The sequence below is a fragment of the Cryobacterium sp. AP23 genome (assembly GCF_054075385.1).
This window is the reverse complement of record NZ_CM133415.1, coordinates 759,532-775,855: the sequence shown is the minus strand read 5'-3', so window position 1 is coordinate 775,855 and position 16,324 is coordinate 759,532. Positions and strand designations below refer to the sequence as shown.

Annotated in this window: 15 protein-coding genes; 14 read left to right on the top strand and 1 reads right to left on the bottom strand. The window is 68.6% G+C overall.

The annotated features are described in order from the left end of the window. The first annotated feature begins 47 nt into the window (after positions 1-47). From alaS to ACU5E9_RS03495, 9 genes are all read left to right on the top strand, one after another. Complete coding sequence (gene alaS, locus ACU5E9_RS03535) at positions 48-2,702, top strand: alanine--tRNA ligase (protein ID WP_456812256.1); 2,655 nt, start codon at positions 48-50, stop codon at positions 2,700-2,702. Positions 2,703-2,705: 3 nt separating this feature from the next. Further along, positions 2,706-3,185, top strand: a complete 480-nt coding sequence (gene ruvX, locus ACU5E9_RS03530; RefSeq protein ID WP_456812255.1) for a Holliday junction resolvase RuvX — start codon at positions 2,706-2,708, stop codon at positions 3,183-3,185. A 2-nt stretch (positions 3,186-3,187) separates the two neighbouring features. Further along, entirely contained in the window at positions 3,188-4,675 is a 1,488-nt protein-coding gene (gene mltG / locus ACU5E9_RS03525) for an endolytic transglycosylase MltG (protein WP_456812254.1), read from the top strand. Further along, positions 4,668-5,627 carry a shikimate dehydrogenase family protein gene (locus ACU5E9_RS03520; protein ID WP_456812253.1) on the top strand — a complete coding sequence of 320 codons (960 nt, stop codon included), beginning with the start codon at positions 4,668-4,670 and terminating at the stop codon, positions 5,625-5,627. The genes mltG and ACU5E9_RS03520 overlap by 8 nt, the downstream gene beginning before the upstream one ends. Positions 5,628-5,632: 5 nt before the next feature. Then, positions 5,633-6,841 (top strand): chorismate synthase, encoded by a 1,209-nt coding sequence (gene aroC, locus ACU5E9_RS03515; protein WP_456812252.1) that lies wholly within the window; start codon positions 5,633-5,635, stop codon positions 6,839-6,841. A 1-nt stretch (position 6,842) separates the two neighbouring features. Further along, positions 6,843-7,481 (top strand): shikimate kinase, encoded by a 639-nt coding sequence (locus ACU5E9_RS03510; protein WP_456812251.1) that lies wholly within the window; start codon positions 6,843-6,845, stop codon positions 7,479-7,481. A gap of 5 nt (positions 7,482-7,486) precedes the next feature. Then, on the top strand, positions 7,487-8,575 hold the full coding sequence (gene aroB / locus ACU5E9_RS03505; protein ID WP_456813491.1) for a 3-dehydroquinate synthase: 1,089 nt from the start codon (positions 7,487-7,489) through the stop codon (positions 8,573-8,575). A 98-nt stretch (positions 8,576-8,673) separates the two neighbouring features. Further along, on the top strand, positions 8,674-10,272 hold the full coding sequence (locus ACU5E9_RS03500; protein ID WP_456812250.1) for a M1 family metallopeptidase: 1,599 nt from the start codon (positions 8,674-8,676) through the stop codon (positions 10,270-10,272). A gap of 181 nt (positions 10,273-10,453) precedes the next feature. Continuing rightward, complete coding sequence (locus tag ACU5E9_RS03495) at positions 10,454-11,809, top strand: transcriptional regulator (RefSeq protein ID WP_456812249.1); 1,356 nt, start codon at positions 10,454-10,456, stop codon at positions 11,807-11,809. Positions 11,810-11,834: 25 nt separating this feature from the next. Here ACU5E9_RS03495 and ACU5E9_RS03490 read toward each other — a convergent pair whose 3' ends face one another. Beyond that, on the bottom strand, positions 11,835-12,509 hold the full coding sequence (locus ACU5E9_RS03490) for a DUF6518 family protein (RefSeq protein ID WP_456812248.1): 675 nt from the start codon (positions 12,507-12,509) through the stop codon (positions 11,835-11,837). Positions 12,510-12,679: 170 nt separating this feature from the next. Here ACU5E9_RS03490 and exaC point away from each other — a divergent pair, with 170 nt between their 5' ends. The 5 genes from exaC (at position 12,680) to nusB (ending at position 16,309) form a co-directional block, all read left to right on the top strand. Continuing rightward, positions 12,680-14,203: an acetaldehyde dehydrogenase ExaC gene (gene exaC, locus ACU5E9_RS03485; RefSeq protein WP_456812247.1), complete on the top strand. Its 1,524-nt coding sequence runs from the start codon at positions 12,680-12,682 to the stop codon at positions 14,201-14,203. 96 nt (positions 14,204-14,299) lie between these two features. Continuing rightward, positions 14,300-14,767, top strand: a complete 468-nt coding sequence (locus ACU5E9_RS03480; protein WP_456812246.1) for a DUF779 domain-containing protein — start codon at positions 14,300-14,302, stop codon at positions 14,765-14,767. A gap of 34 nt (positions 14,768-14,801) precedes the next feature. Then, a complete protein-coding gene (locus ACU5E9_RS03475; protein ID WP_456812245.1) occupies positions 14,802-15,251 on the top strand; it encodes a type II 3-dehydroquinate dehydratase in 450 nt (149 codons plus the stop codon). A gap of 78 nt (positions 15,252-15,329) precedes the next feature. Then, on the top strand, positions 15,330-15,890 hold the full coding sequence (gene efp, locus ACU5E9_RS03470; RefSeq protein ID WP_456812244.1) for an elongation factor P: 561 nt from the start codon (positions 15,330-15,332) through the stop codon (positions 15,888-15,890). Continuing rightward, a complete protein-coding gene (gene nusB, locus ACU5E9_RS03465; protein ID WP_456812243.1) occupies positions 15,890-16,309 on the top strand; it encodes a transcription antitermination factor NusB in 420 nt (139 codons plus the stop codon). The genes efp and nusB overlap by 1 nt, the downstream gene beginning before the upstream one ends. The last annotated feature ends 15 nt before the right edge of the window (positions 16,310-16,324 follow it).

Here is a 16,324-nt window from a genome sequence, read left to right as displayed (position 1 = left end):
CCCCCCCGATCGGATGTACTCCGATCCCCAGTAACAGTACGGACCCCATGCAGACTGCCGACATTCGCGGGCGCTGGCTCGACTTCTTCGCCGACCGGGGACACACCGTTGTCCCGTCGGCGTCGCTCGTAAGCGACGACCCCACCCTCCTCTTCACGGTTGCCGGCATGGTGCCGTTCGTGCCGTACCTCACCGGACTGGTTCCGGCGCCGTACCCGCGCGCAACGAGCGTGCAGAAGTGCATCCGCACCAACGACATCGAAGAGGTCGGCAAGACCCCGCGTCACGGCACGTTCTTCCAGATGAACGGCAACTTCTCCTTCGGCGACTACTTCAAGGAGCAGGCGATCAGCTACGCCTGGGAGCTGCTCACCTCGAGTGAGGCCGACGGCGGCTACGGCTTCGCCGAGAAAGACCTCTGGGTCACGGTCTACGAGAACGACGACGAGGCCTTCGGCTACTGGCGCGCGCTCGGTCTGCCCGAGAACCGCATCCAGCGACTCGGCATGGACACCAACTACTGGTCCACCGGCCAGCCCGGCCCCGCCGGACCCTGCAGCGAGATCTTCTTCGACCGTGGGCCCGCCTACGGCATCGACGGCGGGCCCGCCACCGACGACGACCGTTACGTGGAGATCTGGAACCTCGTCTTCATGCAGTACCTGCGCGGCGAGGGCACCGGCAAGAACGACTTCGAAATCCTCGGCGACCTGCCCAAGAAGAACATCGACACCGGCATGGGCCTTGAGCGCGTCGCGTTCCTCAAGCAGGGCGTGCAGAACATGTACGAGATCGACCAGGTCCGCCCGGTCCTCGACCGTGCCGCCGCGCTCTCCGGCCGCCGCTACGGCGCCGTGCACGACGACGACGTGCGGATGCGCATCGTCGCCGACCACGTGCGCTCCTCCCTCATGCTGATGAGCGACGGCGTCATGCCGTCCAACGAGGGCCGCGGCTACATCCTCCGCCGCCTCATGCGCCGCAGCGTCCGCGCAATGCGCCTGCTGGGCGTGGACACCGCCTCGTTCACCGAGCTGTTCCCCGCGTCCCGCGACGCCATGAGCGCCGCGTACCCCGAGGTCGCCACCGACTTCGACCGGATCAGCCAGGCCGCGTACGCCGAGGAAGAGACCTTCCTCCGCACCCTCGCCAGCGGCTCGAGCGTGCTGGACCTCGCCGTGGCGAAGACCAAGAGCGCCCAGAAGGCTGAACTGCCCGGCGACACCGCGTTCCTGTTGCACGACACCTACGGCTTCCCGATCGAGATCACCCTCGAAATGGCCGAGGAAGCCGGCCTGAGCGTCAACCGTGAGGCCTTCGACACCCTGATGGCGAAGCAGCGCGCCATGGCCAAGGCCGACGCCAAGGCCAAGAAGACGCACCTTGCCGACCTCTCGGTCTACAGCGCGTTCCGGGCACACGGCGAGACCGTGTTCACCGGCTACGACATGCTCCAAACCGAGTCCAGCATCCTGGGCCTGATCGTCGACGGCGCCTCCGTGAACCGCGCGGTCGCCGGCGACATCGCCGAGGTCATCCTCGCCGAGACCGCCCTGTACGCCGAGTCCGGCGGCCAGGAAGCCGACGCCGGCCTCATCGTGGGCCCCGGCTACGAGCTGGAAGTGCTCGACGTGCAGAAGCCCGTCAAGGGCCTGATCAGCCACAAGGTGCAGGTCTCCAGCGGCGAGGTGGGTGTGGGCGACCCCGCCACCAGCGTCGTCGACCCGAACTGGCGCCGCGGCGCCCGCCAGGCCCACTCCGGCACGCACATCCTGCACGCCGCCCTCCGCCAGGTCCTCGGCCCGAACGCGCACCAGTCCGGCTCGTACAACAAGGCCGGCTTCTTCCGCCTCGACTTCTCCTGGAACCAGGCGCTCTCCCCGGCGACCCGCAGCGAGATTGAAGAAATCTCCAACAACGCCATCCGCGACAACCTCGCGGTCACCACCCGCGAACTGCCGCTGGCCGAGGCCAAGGCGCTGGGCGCGATGGCCCTCTTCGGCGAGAAGTACGGTGACCGCGTGCGCGTCGTCGACATCGGCGGCCCCTGGTCCCGGGAACTCTGCGCGGGCACCCACGTGTCCTCCAGCGCGGAAATCGGCATGATCAACCTCGTCAGCGAAGCCTCCGTCGGCTCCACCAACCGTCGAGTCGAATCCCTCGTCGGCCTCGAGGCGTTCCGCGACCTCGCCGCCGAGCGGGCGATCGTGTCGCAGCTGACGAGCAACCTCAAGACCCCCCGCGAGCAGCTGCCCGCCAAGATCATGGATCTCATGCAGAGCCTAAAGGCGGCCGAGAAGAAGATCGCCACGTTCGAGGCCCGCGCGTTGAGCGACCGGGTGCCCGCCCTCGTGGCACAGGCGACCCGGATCGGCGACCTCACGGTCGTCGCCGAGGACCTCGGGGTGCTCAACTCCGCCGATGACGTGCGGATGCTCGTCACCGGTGCCCGGGAGCGCCTGGGCTCTGAGCCCGCCGTCGTGGCCCTCGCCGCGACAGTCGGCGACAAGCCCGTGGTGATCGTGGCGACCAACGCCGCGGCCCGCGACGCCGGAGCCAAGGCCGGCGCCCTGGCCAAGCAGCTCGCCGGGATCCTCGGTGGCGGCGGCGGCGGCAAGGACGACCTCGCCCAGGGTGGTGGAACCAAGGTGGAGTTGATCCCCGAGGCGCTGAACACCCTGCGAACGCTTGTGGCCCGCTAACCCATGCGAACTGGCGTGCGGGTGGGGATCGATGTCGGCACAGTGCGCATCGGGGTCGCCCGCAGCGATTTCCACGGCCTGCTCGCCACACCCGTCGAAACGGTGACCCGGGTGAAGGTGGCCGCGGCGGCTCCTGAGGACCTGGCCCGGATCTCGGCCATCGTGGCAGAACTCGACGCCGTCGAGGTGATCGTGGGCCTGCCGTTGGCCCTGTCGGGACGGCACACGGCCTCCACCGACGACGCCGTCGCCTTCGCGGACGCGCTGGCGTCGACTCTGCCGGTTCCGGTGCGTCTGGTCGACGAGCGGCTGTCGACGGTGTCGGCCCAGGCCGCCCTGCGTACCGCCGGCCGCAGCACCCGCACCCAGCGTCCAGTCGTCGACCAGGTGGCGGCGACTATCATCTTGCAGCACGCACTTGACACCGAACGGGCCTCTGGCAAACCGGCCGGCGCTCCCGTAGAACAGACCGGAAGGCCGTAACCGTGGCGAAAAGTCCTCCGGAGAACCCCGACGCATCCGTGCCGGGCAGCGCATCCGAACCCGGCACCGCATCCGAACCCGGGAGCGCGGGCTCACCCTCCTTGCCTTCGCGCCGGTCCATGCGGGATGCGGCCAGGGCTGCTGAAGCCGAACGCGATCGCGCCGCCGGTGTACCGGCCGGCGCCGCCGTGCCGTCCGCGACCGACGATGCCAGCAGCGCCCGGGCCACCCGGGACAACCCGTTCGCCGGTCTCGGCTTCCAGGCTCCGGGGTCCGAAACCCAGGCGACCACTCCCGGTGGCGCCCAGCCGGCCGACGGCCTCCCCGGCGCCGCCCCGGCCCGACCCGGCCGACCGACCTCCCGCACCAATCGCCGCGCCCAGGTCTCCGCCCAGCTCGCCGACCGTGTGCCGGCGCCGAAGAAGTCCCGCAAGGGCGGCTGGGGCTGCCTCATCGTCGTTCTCGTCCTGCTCGGCCTGATGGGGGCGGCCGCGTTCGCGCTGCAGGGCCCCATCACCCAGCTCATCGCGGCCACCCAGGAGCCCGAGGACTACGAGGGAGCCGGCAGCGGCGAAGTCCTGGTCATGATCCACGACGGCGAGACCGGATCGGACATCGCCCAAACGCTGCTGGACCAGGATGTGGTGAAGAGCTACGACGCCTTCTACGACCTGCTCCTCGCCCAGGCCGACGACCCGGTCTTCCAGCCCGGCGCGTACCTGCTGGCCTCGCAGATGAGCGCGCAGGCCGCGCTGGACTCCCTGCAGGACCCGGAGACCCGTCAGGAGCTCACCGTGGTGATCCCGGAGGGGACCGCCGCCGTTGACGTCCTGACTTCACTCTCGGAGGGCACCGAGATCCCGCTGGCCGACCTCCAGGCCGCGGCCGCGGACCTGTCCGGGTTCGGATTGCCGGCCGAAGCGACCACCCTCGAGGGGTTCCTGTTCCCTGCCACGTACACCTTCGAGCCCGGCACCGGTGCGCACGATGCGATCAAGACCCTCGTCGACCGGCAGTTCCAGGCCCTCGACGAGGCCGCCGTGGCCCCGGCAGACCGGTGGAAGACCATCGTGATGGCGTCGCTGATCCAGCGCGAGGCCGGACTGCGGGACGACTACTACAAGGTCGCCCGGGTGTTCTACAACCGGCTCGACCCGGCACAGTGGGAGAGCGGGCTGCTGCAGTCCGACGCCACGGTCGCCTATGGCACCGGCAATACCCACCTGGTGACCACGACGGATGCCGAGCGCGAGGACGCGAACAACGCCTACAACACGTATGTGCACCCGGGCCTGCCGGTCGGTCCGATCAGCAACCCGGGCGACCTCGCCATCGACGCCGCCCTGCACCCGGCCGACGGCACCTGGTTGTACTTTGTGACCTGGAACCTGGACACCGGCGAGACGATCTTCTCGACCACGTCCGACGAACACGAGGCCGGCGTGGACAAGTGGCTGGCCTGGATGGATGAGCACCCCGAATATGGCTGATTTCACTCCCGCTGATGACACCGCAGGTTCGCCCGATCAGGCCGTACCCGATCAGGCCGTACGCCGCCTGGCGGTGCTCGGTTCACCGATCGCGCATTCGCTGTCACCGGCGCTGCACAACGCCGCCTACCGGGCGCTCGGGCTGCCCTGGCGCTACACGGCCACCGAGGTTGCCGCACCGGAGCTGGACGGCTTCCTCGATAAGCTCACGCCGGACTGGCTCGGCCTGTCGCTGACGATGCCGTTGAAGCACCAGGTCCAGCCGCGACTGACTGACATCGACCGCGTCGCCGCCCTCACGGGCGCCGTCAACACCGTACGCATTAACACCGTCCGCATCGACACGTCCACGGCGGACGGCGTCCCGGTCCTCACCGGGTACAACACGGATGTGCCCGGGCTCGTGCGCGCCCTCGCCGAGGCCGGAGTCGACCGGGCGGTGCGCGTCACCCTCCTCGGTGCCGGCGCCACCGCCGCATCCGCCCTCGTCGCCGCCGCCGAACTCGGTGCGGAAGCCGTGGACATCATCGCGCGCACCCCCGCCCGCGCCGACCCCCTGGTGGACCTCGGCGGCCGGCTCGGCCTGGTCGTGACGGTGTCCGGCCTCGCGGCGATCGCCGCCGCCGACCGGGTCAGCGACCTCGTGATCAGCACCATGCCCGGCGACGCGGAGCTGCCCGCCGAGTTCCCCGCCCTTCTGCGCGCCGACACCCTGCTCTTCGACGTCGGTTACGCACCCTGGCCGACCGCTCTGGCCACGTCCTGGGCCGCGGCTGGCGGCCGTGCCAGCTCCGGGCTGACCATGCTGCTGCACCAGGCACTCCTCCAGGTGCGCATCTTCGTCGGCAACGACCCATTCCTGCCCCTCCCGGACGAAGCCGCCGTGCTTCAGGCGATGCGTGATGCCCTGCCCGCCGGGGCCGCCGGGGCCGGCCACCCTGTGGAAGGATAGAACCCATGCTTCGTTGGCTCACCGCCGGAGAGTCCCACGGCCCCGAACTCCTCGCCATTGTCGAGGGTTTGCCCGCAGGGATCCCGGTCACCCTTGATGAGATCCGCCTCGACCTCGCGCGCCGCAAACTCGGTTACGGCCGAGGCGCGCGCATGAAGTTCGAACAGGATGAACTGAACATCTCCGGCGGTGTGCGCCACGGCCTCACCCTCGGCGGCCCCGTCGCCCTGCGCATCGGCAATACCGAGTGGCCCAAGTGGGTCGACGTGATGAACCCCGAACCCGTCGACGCGGACAAGCTCACCCGCGGTCGCGGTGCTCCGCTCGTGCGGCCGCGCCCCGGTCACGCCGATCTGGTCGGCATGCAGAAGTACGACTTCGATGAGGCCCGGCCCGTGCTCGAGCGCGCCAGCGCCCGCGAGACCGCCGCCCGGGTGGCCCTGGGTGCCGTCGCGCGTGCGTTCCTCGCCGGTCTCGGCGTCGAACTGGTCAGCCACACGCTGTCGATCGGCCCGGTGCGCGTTCCTGAGGGCTCGCCCTTGCCGCACCCGAGCGACGTCGACGCCCTCGACGCCGACCCGCTACGCTGCTTCGACGCCGCCACCAGTGCCCTCATGGTCGCGGAGGTGGACGCTGCCCACAAGGACGGCGACACCCTCGGCGGCATCGTCGAGGTCCTCGCCTACAACCTCCCGCCCGGGCTCGGCTCATTCGTGCACTGGGACCGTCGGCTGGACTCCCAGCTGGCTGCCGCCCTCATGGGCATCCAGGCGATCAAGGGCGTCGAGGTCGGCGACGGCTTCCTCACCACGACCCGCCGCGGTTCGGAGGCCCACGACGAGCTCGTGCAGGTCGACGATCAGATCCTTCGCTCCAGCGACAAGGCCGGCGGCACCGAAGGCGGCATGAGCACAGGCACCGTCCTGCGGGTCCGCGCCGGCATGAAGCCGATCGCCACGATCCCGCGGGCGCTCCGCACCGTGGACGTGACTACCAGCGAAGCCGCACCGGCGCACCACCAGCGCTCCGATGTCTGTGCGGTGCCGGCGGCCGGCGTTGTGGCCGAGGCCATGGTCGCACTCGTGCTGGCCAACTCGATGCTGGAGAAATTCGGTGGCGACTCGCTGGCCGAGACCAAGCGGAACCTGGACTCCTACCTCGCCAGCATCCCGGCGAACCTGCGCACCGCCTCCGCCAGCGACGCTTCCGTCTAGCGTGCTGTTCCTGAGCCCGGAGGCGTCGCGCCCGGCCGAGGGCTGGCCGGCTGCGCCGACGCCCCAACCGGTGCGGGCGCCGGCGGCTGCGGCTGCGGACGCATCCTCGGCCGGTGAACCGCGCCGGGATGCCGACACACCGCTGTACCCGCTGGTCTTCATCGGGCCGATGGCGTCGGGCAAGTCGAAGATCGGCCGCCGGGTGGCCCGCAGCCTGCGTGTTCCGTTCGTGGACACCGACAAGGTCATCGTCGCCGCGCACGGTCCCATCACCCAGATCTTCGCGCAGCACGGCGAGGAGCACTTCCGGGTTCTGGAGCGCGACACCGTCGCACAGGCACTGCAACGACAGCGGGTGATCGTCTCGCTCGGCGGGGGAGCGGTGCTGGACCCGGCCACTCGCGCGCTGCTGCGCCGGTCCACCGTCATCTCGCTGAGCACCACAGCGGAAGCCGTGCGCACCCGTACCAAGAACGCCAAGCGTCCCCTGCTGGCCAACGACCCCGACGCCTGGCAGCGCATCTACGACGAGCGCCGCCCGCTGTACGAGGCGCTGGCCAGCATCCACTTCGATACGTCGACCAGACCGGTCGATGCCATCGCCGCCGACATCGTGAAATGGGTTAGAAAACAATCGTGACCGACATCATCCCCGCAGAGACCGGCACCACCACCATCACCGTCACCGGGGTCGACAGCTACCCGGTGTTGATCGGACGCGGCATCGTCGCCGACGTCGCCGAGCAGCTCGGCGACACCGTCAAGAAGGTGCTCATCGTGCACACCTCGCACCTGGGCGCCCGCGCGGTGGCCCTGCGGGAGAGCCTGCTCGACCGTTACGAGGTCCTCATCGCCGAGGTGCCGGATGCCGAACCCGCCAAGCGGGTCGAGGTCGCCGCATTCTGCTGGCAGGTGATGGGGCAGGCCGACTTCACCCGCACCGACGCCGTCATCGGCTTCGGCGGCGGCGCCGTGACCGACCTGGCCGGCTTCGTGGCCGCGACCTGGCTGCGCGGCGTCAAGCTCGTGCAGATCCCCACCAGTGTGCTCGGCATGGTCGACGCCTCCGTCGGCGGAAAGAACGGCATCAACACCGCCGAGGGCAAGAACCTCGTCGGAACCTTCTACGCGCCGGCCGCGGTGGTCTGCGACCTCGACATCCTCGCCGACCTGCCCCGCAACGAGATCCTCGCCGGTTTCGCCGAGATCGTGAAGGCCGGGTTCATCCAGGTCCCCGAGATCCTCGATATCGTCGAGGCCGACGTCGCCGCGGTCACCGACCCGACCACGCCCCAGTTCCGCCGGGTGCTCGAGCTGGCCATCAGCATGAAGGCCCGCGTCGTCGGGGTCGACTTCAAGGAAGCCGGCCTCCGCGAGATCCTGAACTACGGGCACACCCTCGGGCACGCCGTCGAACACGCCGAACGGTACGGCTGGCGGCACGGCGCGGCGGTCGCGGTCGGCATGATGTTCGCCGCCGAACTCGCCCGGCTCAGCGGCCGGCTGTCCGACGAGGCCGTTGACCGGCACCGCCGCATCCTGGAGTCGCTCACCCTGCCGACCACGTACCCGGTGGGCCGCTGGTCGACCCTGCTGGCCACGATGCAGCGCGACAAGAAGACCCGCAGCGGCATGCTGCGCTTCATCGTGCTGGACGACATCGGCAAGCCCACCGTGCTCGAGGGTCCGGACACGTCGCTGCTGTTCGCTGCCTACCAGGAGATCGGCTCCTAGCTCGTCTCAATCGCTTCCGGGGCCTTCCCGTTTCCGAGAGGCCGCACTACCGTATGGATTCCCTGCACTCCCAACGAAGGGAATGTCCGTTGAATTCAGTGAAGAAGCTCACAACCGTCGCCGTCGCCGGGTTGTCGGTGTTCGCGCTCGTCGCACCGGCATCGGCCGAAATCAGTGCGCTCGGCCAAACGGCGTTCGGTGCGACGGCAATCAGTGCAACGGCAGTCAGTACAGCGGCAATCAGTACAGCGGCAGTCAGTACAGCGGCAGTCAGTACAGCGGCACAGGGCTCCTCCGGGAAGGGCGGGCCGCGCTACACGCCCGGCGCACCGGGAAGCGGTGACGCGTACTTCCCCTACGCCGGCAACGGCGGCTATGACGTGCAAAACTACGACCTCGCGCTCCGGTACGAACCACCGGCCGATCCAGCGGTCCTGACCGGTCAACTGACCGGCGTCGCGACCATCACCCTGCGTGCGACGCAGGATCTGGAATCGCTCAACTTCGACCTGCGCGGCCTCACCGTCACCTCCGTGCGGGTGGACGGCAAGGCGGCGGCCCACGGGAAAACGAAGGGTTCGAACAACGCCGAGTGGTCACAGACCCAGGACGACGCGAACCGAATCTGGGAGCTCACCGTCTCACCTCGGCCAAAGCTCAAAGCAGGCCAGAAGACGACCATCGTTATCGAGTACGGCGGGACCACCGGGCGGCCGGTGGACACCACCGAGGCCCTGTACGGGTGGGTGACCACCGCTGATGGCGCGATGGTGGTCAACGAGCCCGACGGCGCGCCGACCTGGTACCCGGTCAACGACGACCCCCAGGACAAGGCGACCTACACGTTCCGCATCACGGTGCCGGCCGGTAAGACGGCGGTGGCGAACGGCCTGCCCGCCGGGAAGCCCAAGACCAGGGCAGGGTGGACGACCTGGACGTGGCGGGCATCCGACCCGATGTCCAGCTACCTGTCGACGGCGAGTGTCGGCGACTATGCCCTGTCCCGCGACGTGGGACCGCGCGGCCTGCCGATCATCAATGCCGTCGACGATGGCGTAACCGGCGACAACCTCGCCACAACGACGGCGGCTCTCGCGCTGCAGCCCGAGATGATCACATTCCTCCAGACCCAGTTCGGCCGCTACCCGTTTGAGGCGTTCGGCGCGATCGTCGATGACGACACCGTGGACTACGCGCTGGAGACCCAGACCCGTCCGATCTACTCCGAGGTCGCGGACGAACTCACGGTCGTGCACGAGTTGGGGCACCAGTGGTTCGGCAACGCGGTGTCTCCAGCGGATTGGAAGGACATCTGGCTGAACGAAGGCTGGGCGACTTACATCGAATGGCTGTGGGACGAACACCAGGGCACGGTGGAAATTTCCGACCACTTCGCCGAAGCGGTGGCATACCTGGATGCGAACAACCGCTGGGCGGTCAATATCGCGGACCCGGGTCGCGACAGCCTGTTCGTGGGTCCGGTCTACCTGAGGGGAGCGGCCGCCCTGTACGCGTTGCGTGCGAAGATCGGCGATGACGCCTTCTTCGCCGGCGCCCGCCTCTGGCTGGCCCGGTACAACGATTCGACGGCGACCACCGAAGACTTCGAAGCCGTGATGGAAGAGAGTTCGGGCCAGCAACTCGATGCCTTCTTCGACGACTGGCTGCGCGACGGAGACCGCCCGACACTGCCGTAACCCTGTGACGCCGGCCGGGCACGATTCCCCGTCGATTCGTTCCCAGCCGACTGCGCCCAGCGACTATGCCTAGAATGAAACACCCGACCGGCCGCTGAGCCAGGTCGCCGACGACCAGCGCTGATCGGAGGTAGATGTGAGCCGTGCCGTGAGCCACCGAGTCGGGGCCAGCCCATGGACCGTGACTCCCACTGACGCGGCCCTCGCTACCTTCGCCCGGCAAGAGCGTCAGCACGAGGCCGTGATCGGCGATCGGGTAGAGCTCCTGGCCACCGATGCCGCACGCGCCGGCGTGCGCCGCCTGGTGCGGGAGTCCTGGCAGCGGTCGCTCTCGCTACGGCTCGACCCGCTCACCGCCCAGGCCGCGCCGACCCTGGATGCCGACGAACTCAGTCGGCTGCGGGCGCAGCATCCGCTCGCGTCGGTGCTGCCGGTGATCAACCGGTTGCTGGTACGGCACGCCGCCGAGTTCGGCCTGATCGTTGCCGTCGCCGACGAGACGGGGAGGCTGCTCTGGATCGACGGCGACAGCGCCGTGCGCACCCGGGCGGAAGACATGCACTTCGTGGTCGGCGCGGACTGGTCAGAAGCCCGGGTGGGTACCAGTGCGCCGGGCACCGCGCTCACCCTCGACCACGGGATCCAGATCCAGCGCGCCGAGCACTTCAGCCAGCTCGCGCACCCGTTCAGCTGCACCGCCGTACCCATCCACCACCCGGTCACCGGGGCAGTGCTCGGCGTGATCGACATCACCGGGGGAGACGGCGCCGTCGCCCCGCAAACCCTGCCGCTGGTGGAGGCCGCGGTCGCGGCGCTGGAGGCCGAACTGCGCATCCAGAGCCTGAGTGCGCCGCGGCCGGTACCCGTGCGGCCGTCCGGTTTCACCGCGCCGCCTGTGCTGCTCAGCGTGCTGGGAACCGAGCACGGAGCGCTGCACGGGGCGGTGCCGGCTGGACTGCCCGGGCCCTTCGGTGCGCCGGTGCCCGGCACGGGTGACGGTATCGACCTGAGCCCGCGGCACGCCCAGATCCTGCTCCTGCTGGCCTGGCACCGGCAGGGACTCTCCGCGGAACGGCTGGCGGCATGCCTCAGCGACGACCAGCCGCACGCGGTGGAGAACCTGCGGGCGGAAATGGTGCGGTTGCGGCGGGTGCTGGCCCGCAGCCATCCGCAGGTGCGCATCGGCTCACGTCCCTACCGGCTCGAGACCGGCCTGGACACCGATGCCGGTCGCCTGCTCGGCCTGCTCGGTCGCGGCGCACACCGGATGGCCCTGGCCGCGTACCGCGGGCCGGTGCTGCCCGGTTCCACCGCGCCCGGTGTCTCCGAGATCCGCACCGAGGTGAGCGAGCGCCTGCGGCAAACCCTGCTGAGCGACGCCGCGGTCGAGGTACTGCTCGACTACGCACACACCGAGGAGGCCACCTGGGACAGCGAGGTCTGGCGGGCCTGCCTCGAACTGCTGCCGGCGCGGTCGCCGCAACGGGCCGCCGTAGTGGCCGCTCTCACCCGGATCGAGTCAGAGCTTCGCGGTTAGGTACGCGTCAGGCACCCATCAGTTCTCAATTCAGGATGAACGCCCAGACACCCACATAAACGAGCGTTCCCAGCAGCCAGACGCCGACCACCAGCGCGGCTGACCGCGGCGTGAGCCGGCACCGGACGACCGCTCCGAGCAGGAAGACGACCGACAGCACGATCTCGAGCCACCAGTAGACCGGGCTCGTGGTGTCTGCAATGGTGTTGAGCGCCCAGATGCCCTCGCCGAGCAGCACCGCGCTGAGTGGCGTGACCGCCAGAGCGCGCCACACCGGGGGTGCGTGACGGACCAGCGCGGCGGCGGCGCCCAGAAGCGGACCGGCTGCGAGGCCCACGATGGTCCACACCGACGTGAACGGATCCCCGTCGTCGAACCCCCGCCACTCTGTCACTACGCTGTAGGACTCGACGAGCAGTTGGAAGACGACGACGCCAAGGGCGGCGGCGAGCAGCGGCCGGGCGCGCCCCAACCAGACGATCAGAAAGCAGAACATCGTCCAGCCGCCGGCCGAGTTGCTCAACGAATTGAGCCACGCCGGCAGGTACTGCTGGCCGAAGCTGGTCAACCCGCCGAGCAGGACCGCCCCGATGACGGCGACCAGGACGGCGCGGACCGCTGAGGCCCAGGTCTCCCGGTACCACCAGCCGCGGTCGCGTTTCGTCGCTGTGAGGGATCGGGAGGCTTCGAGGGTTTCCATGTTCCCGAGGTTAGGGACAGCAGATTCTGCGGGTCGTCCACCCGGGGGATGACGACCGGGCGCCGCAGGAATGACTTCCGCAACGTTTCGCAACCTTGCTCTTCGTAGGCTCGCCCCATGGTCCGCACTGACGCGGAAGCCATCGACAGAGTCGTCGAACAAGGAGTGAAATGACCGTTTACGCCGCACCCGGCACGCCGGACGCCAAAGTCACCTTCAAGCCCCGCTACGAGAACTGGATCGGAGGCGAATGGGTACCGCCGGTGAAGGGCCAGTACTTCGAAGACATCTCCCCGGTCAACGGCAAACCGTTCACCGAGGTCGCCCGCAGCACCCACGAGGACATCGACCTTGCCCTCGATGCCGCGCACAAGGCCGCACCGGCGTGGGGCAAGACCACTGCCACCCAGCGCGCCGCGATCCTCAACAAGATGGCGGATGTGATCGACGCCAACCGGGAACTGCTCGCCGTGGCCGAATCCTGGGACAACGGCAAGCCCATCCGTGAGCCGCTGAATGCCGACCTGCCCCTGGCCGCGGACCACTTCCGCTACTTCGCCTCCGCCATCCGCGCGCAGGACGGCGACCACGCCGAACTCGACAACGACACCATGTCGTACCAGTTCCACGAACCGCTGGGCGTGGTGGGCCAGATCATCCCGTGGAACTTCCCGATCCTGATGGCGGTGTGGAAGCTCGCACCCGCCCTGGCCGCCGGCAACGCCGTGGTGCTCAAGCCCGCCGAGCAGACGCCGGCATCGATCCTGGTGCTCATCGAACTGATCGGCGACATCCTGCCGCCCGGGGTGCTCAACATCGTCAACGGGTTCGGCATCGAGGCCGGCAAACCGTTGGCGTCGTCGAACCGCATCCGCAAGATCGCCTTCACCGGCGAGACCACCACCGGCCGGCTGATCCTGCAGTACGCCAGCGCCAACATCATCCCGTCGACGGTGGAGCTGGGCGGCAAGAGCGCGAACATATTCTTCGAGGATGTGGCGCAGAAGGACGACAGCTACTACGACAAGGCGCAGGAGGGCTTCGTGCTCTTCGCGTTCAACCAGGGCGAGGTCTGCACCTGCCCCAGCCGGGCGCTGCTGCACAAACCGATCTACGACAGCTTCCTCGGCGGCGCGATCGAGCGCACCAAGCTGGCCAAGCAGGGCAACCCGCTGGACACCGACACCCAGGTGGGCGCCCAGGCCAGCAACGACCAGCTGGAGAAGATCCTCTCCTACATCGACATCGGCAAGAAGGAGGGCGCGAAGCTGCTCCTCGGCGGTGACCAGGTGGACCTCGGCGGCGACCTCAGCGGCGGCTACTACGTGGAGCCGACCATCTTCGAGGGCCAGAACAAGATGCGCATCTTCCAGGAGGAGATCTTCGGCCCGGTCGTGGCAGTGACCAGCTTCGACGACTACGACGATGCCATCTCCATCGCCAACGACACCCTGTACGGGCTCGGAGCCGGGGTGTGGTCGAGGAACGGCACCACCGCGTACCGTGCCGGCCGGGACCTGCACGCCGGCCGCGTGTGGGTGAACAATTACCACAACTACCCGGCTGGAGCTGCTTTCGGCGGCTACAAGAGCTCGGGTATCGGCCGCGAGAACAACAAGCTCGCCCTGGGGCACTACCAGCAGACGAAGAACCTGCTGGTGTCGTACTCCGAAGACGCGCTGGGTTTCTTCTAACCCTGCGTGACCCGTCGGCCGGGGCGATGACAGACGCTCGCCCCGGTCGGTGCCGATCAGGCGCATCCGCACCATCCATGCCTCCAGGAGGACGATATGACCGACACCATTCCCGCTGTACCCGCCGTGGCCGAACCGGCCGAACCGGTCGCTCCGGCGGCGGCGGTCGAGGCCAGCATCACCATCCCGGGGGAGACCCGCTCCAGGGTCGCACTGACCCAGGCCACCGTCGACCTGCTGCGGAGCCTCTGGGAGGAACACGGTCCGCTGATGTTCCACCAGTCCGGCGGCTGCTGCGACGGCAGCTCGCCGATGTGTTTCCCGGCGGGTGAGTTCATCACCTCCGACCAGGACGTGCTGCTCGGCCGGCTCGACATCGCGCCGGCGGGGGAGCCGGCGCAACTCATCGACTTTTGGATCTCCGCCGAACAGTTCGAGTACTGGAGCCACACCGCCCTGCTCATCGACACCGTTAAGGGCCGCGGCGGCGGGTTCTCGGCCGAGGCGCCGCGGGGGGTGCGGTTCATCATCCGCTCGGAGCTCATGGACTCCTTCAGCGCCTGACGGGTCGGGCCACTCGCGGGCCTAGGCTGGGTGCATGCGCTCAGTCCTCGTCCTCAACGGCCCGAACCTCGGACGCCTCGGCAGCCGGGAGCCGGATGTCTACGGTTCCGCCGACCTCGACGACCTGCGGGTGCTGCTCACCGAGGCCGCACCGGACGACGTCACCGTCGACGTGCGCCAGACCGACGACGAAGCCGAACTCATCCACTGGCTGTACGAGGCCGTCGACACGAACACTCCCGTCGTGCTCAACCCGGCTGCATTCACTCACTACAGCTACGCCCTTCGCGACGCCGCTGCCCTAGTCACCAAAGCCGGGGTGCCGCTCGTCGAGGTGCACATCTCCAACCCGCATTCGCGGGAGACTTTTCGGCACACCAGCGTCGTCAGCGCGGTGGCGACCGGTGTCATCGCCGGGTTCGGATTCGATTCCTACCGCCTTGCACTGGACCACATTGTCCGGCTGCACCCCGCTGTCGGCTAGAATGCTCTGAGGCCTTCTGGGCCCATCAGGCCTCACGGCCGCGCACCTTACCAATTGAATCGAACGGAACACCTTTTCATGGCATCTACCGCCGACATTCGTAATGGCGTCGTCCTCAACATCGACAAGCAGCTGTGGGCCGTCATCGAGTTCCAGCACGTCAAGCCCGGCAAGGGTGGCGCCTTCGTGCGCACCAAGCTGAAGAACGTCGTCTCGGGCAAAACCGTTGACCGTACCTTCAACGCCGGCGCCAAGATCGAGACCGAAAACGTCGACCGCCGCGACTTCCAGTACCTCTACGCGGATGGCGACTCCTACGTCTTCATGGACGTCGCGGACTACGACCAGCTCACCGTGTCCTCCACCGTTGTTGGCGACGCCGCCAACTTCATGCTGGAGAACCAGGCCGTCACCGTGGCCCTGCACGACGGCAACCCGCTCTACGTCGAGCTGCCGGCATCCGTCGTGCTCGAAATCACCTACACCGAGCCCGGCCTCCAGGGCGACCGCTCCACCGGCGGCACCAAGCCCGCCACCGTCGAAACCGGGTACCAGATCCAGGTGCCGCTGTTCCTCGAGCAGGGCACCAAGGTCAAGGTCGACACCCGCAACGGTGACTACCTCGGCCGCGTCAACTAGTGAGCGCCCGTACTAAGGCGCGTAAGCGCGCCATCGACATCCTGTACGTCGCCGACATCCGCCAGACCACGATTCAGCAGTCGTTGGCCATGGAAGCCGAGCGCGCGGCCAACGAGCCGGCCCGCATGGTGTCCTGGCTGTACGCCCGCGACATCGTGGACGGCGTCGTGGATCACCGCGACGAGATCGATGAGCTCATCGAGACGTACTCCCAGGGCTGGACGCTGTCGCGGATGCCCACGATCGACCGCGCCATCCTGCGGATCGGCATCTGGGAAATCCTGTACAACGACGCCGTGCCGCACGCCGTCGCCATCGATGAGGCCGTCGAGGCCGCGAAGGTGCTGTCCACGGATGACTCCGCGGGATTCGTCAACGGCCTGCTCGGCCGGATCGCCCAGACGGCGCCATCCGCCTGAACCGACAGCACGAGA

What these genes read in the sequence shown, in the direction of transcription:
- exaC (WP_456812247.1), top strand. Translation starts at nt 12,680, where the DNA reads ATGACCGTTTACGCCGCACCCGGCACGCCGGACGCCAAAGTCACCTTC.
- ACU5E9_RS03475 (WP_456812245.1), top strand. Translation starts at nt 14,802, where the DNA reads ATGCGCTCAGTCCTCGTCCTCAACGGCCCGAACCTCGGACGCCTCGGC.
- ruvX (WP_456812255.1), top strand. Translation starts at nt 2,706, where the DNA reads ATGCGAACTGGCGTGCGGGTGGGGATCGATGTCGGCACAGTGCGCATC.
- ACU5E9_RS03520 (WP_456812253.1), top strand. Translation starts at nt 4,668, where the DNA reads ATGGCTGATTTCACTCCCGCTGATGACACCGCAGGTTCGCCCGATCAG.
- efp (WP_456812244.1), top strand. Translation starts at nt 15,330, where the DNA reads ATGGCATCTACCGCCGACATTCGTAATGGCGTCGTCCTCAACATCGAC.
- aroC (WP_456812252.1), top strand. Translation starts at nt 5,633, where the DNA reads ATGCTTCGTTGGCTCACCGCCGGAGAGTCCCACGGCCCCGAACTCCTC.
- alaS (WP_456812256.1), top strand. Translation starts at nt 48, where the DNA reads ATGCAGACTGCCGACATTCGCGGGCGCTGGCTCGACTTCTTCGCCGAC.
- ACU5E9_RS03480 (WP_456812246.1), top strand. Translation starts at nt 14,300, where the DNA reads ATGACCGACACCATTCCCGCTGTACCCGCCGTGGCCGAACCGGCCGAA.
- ACU5E9_RS03490 (WP_456812248.1), bottom strand. Translation starts at nt 12,509, where the DNA reads ATGGAAACCCTCGAAGCCTCCCGATCCCTCACAGCGACGAAACGCGAC.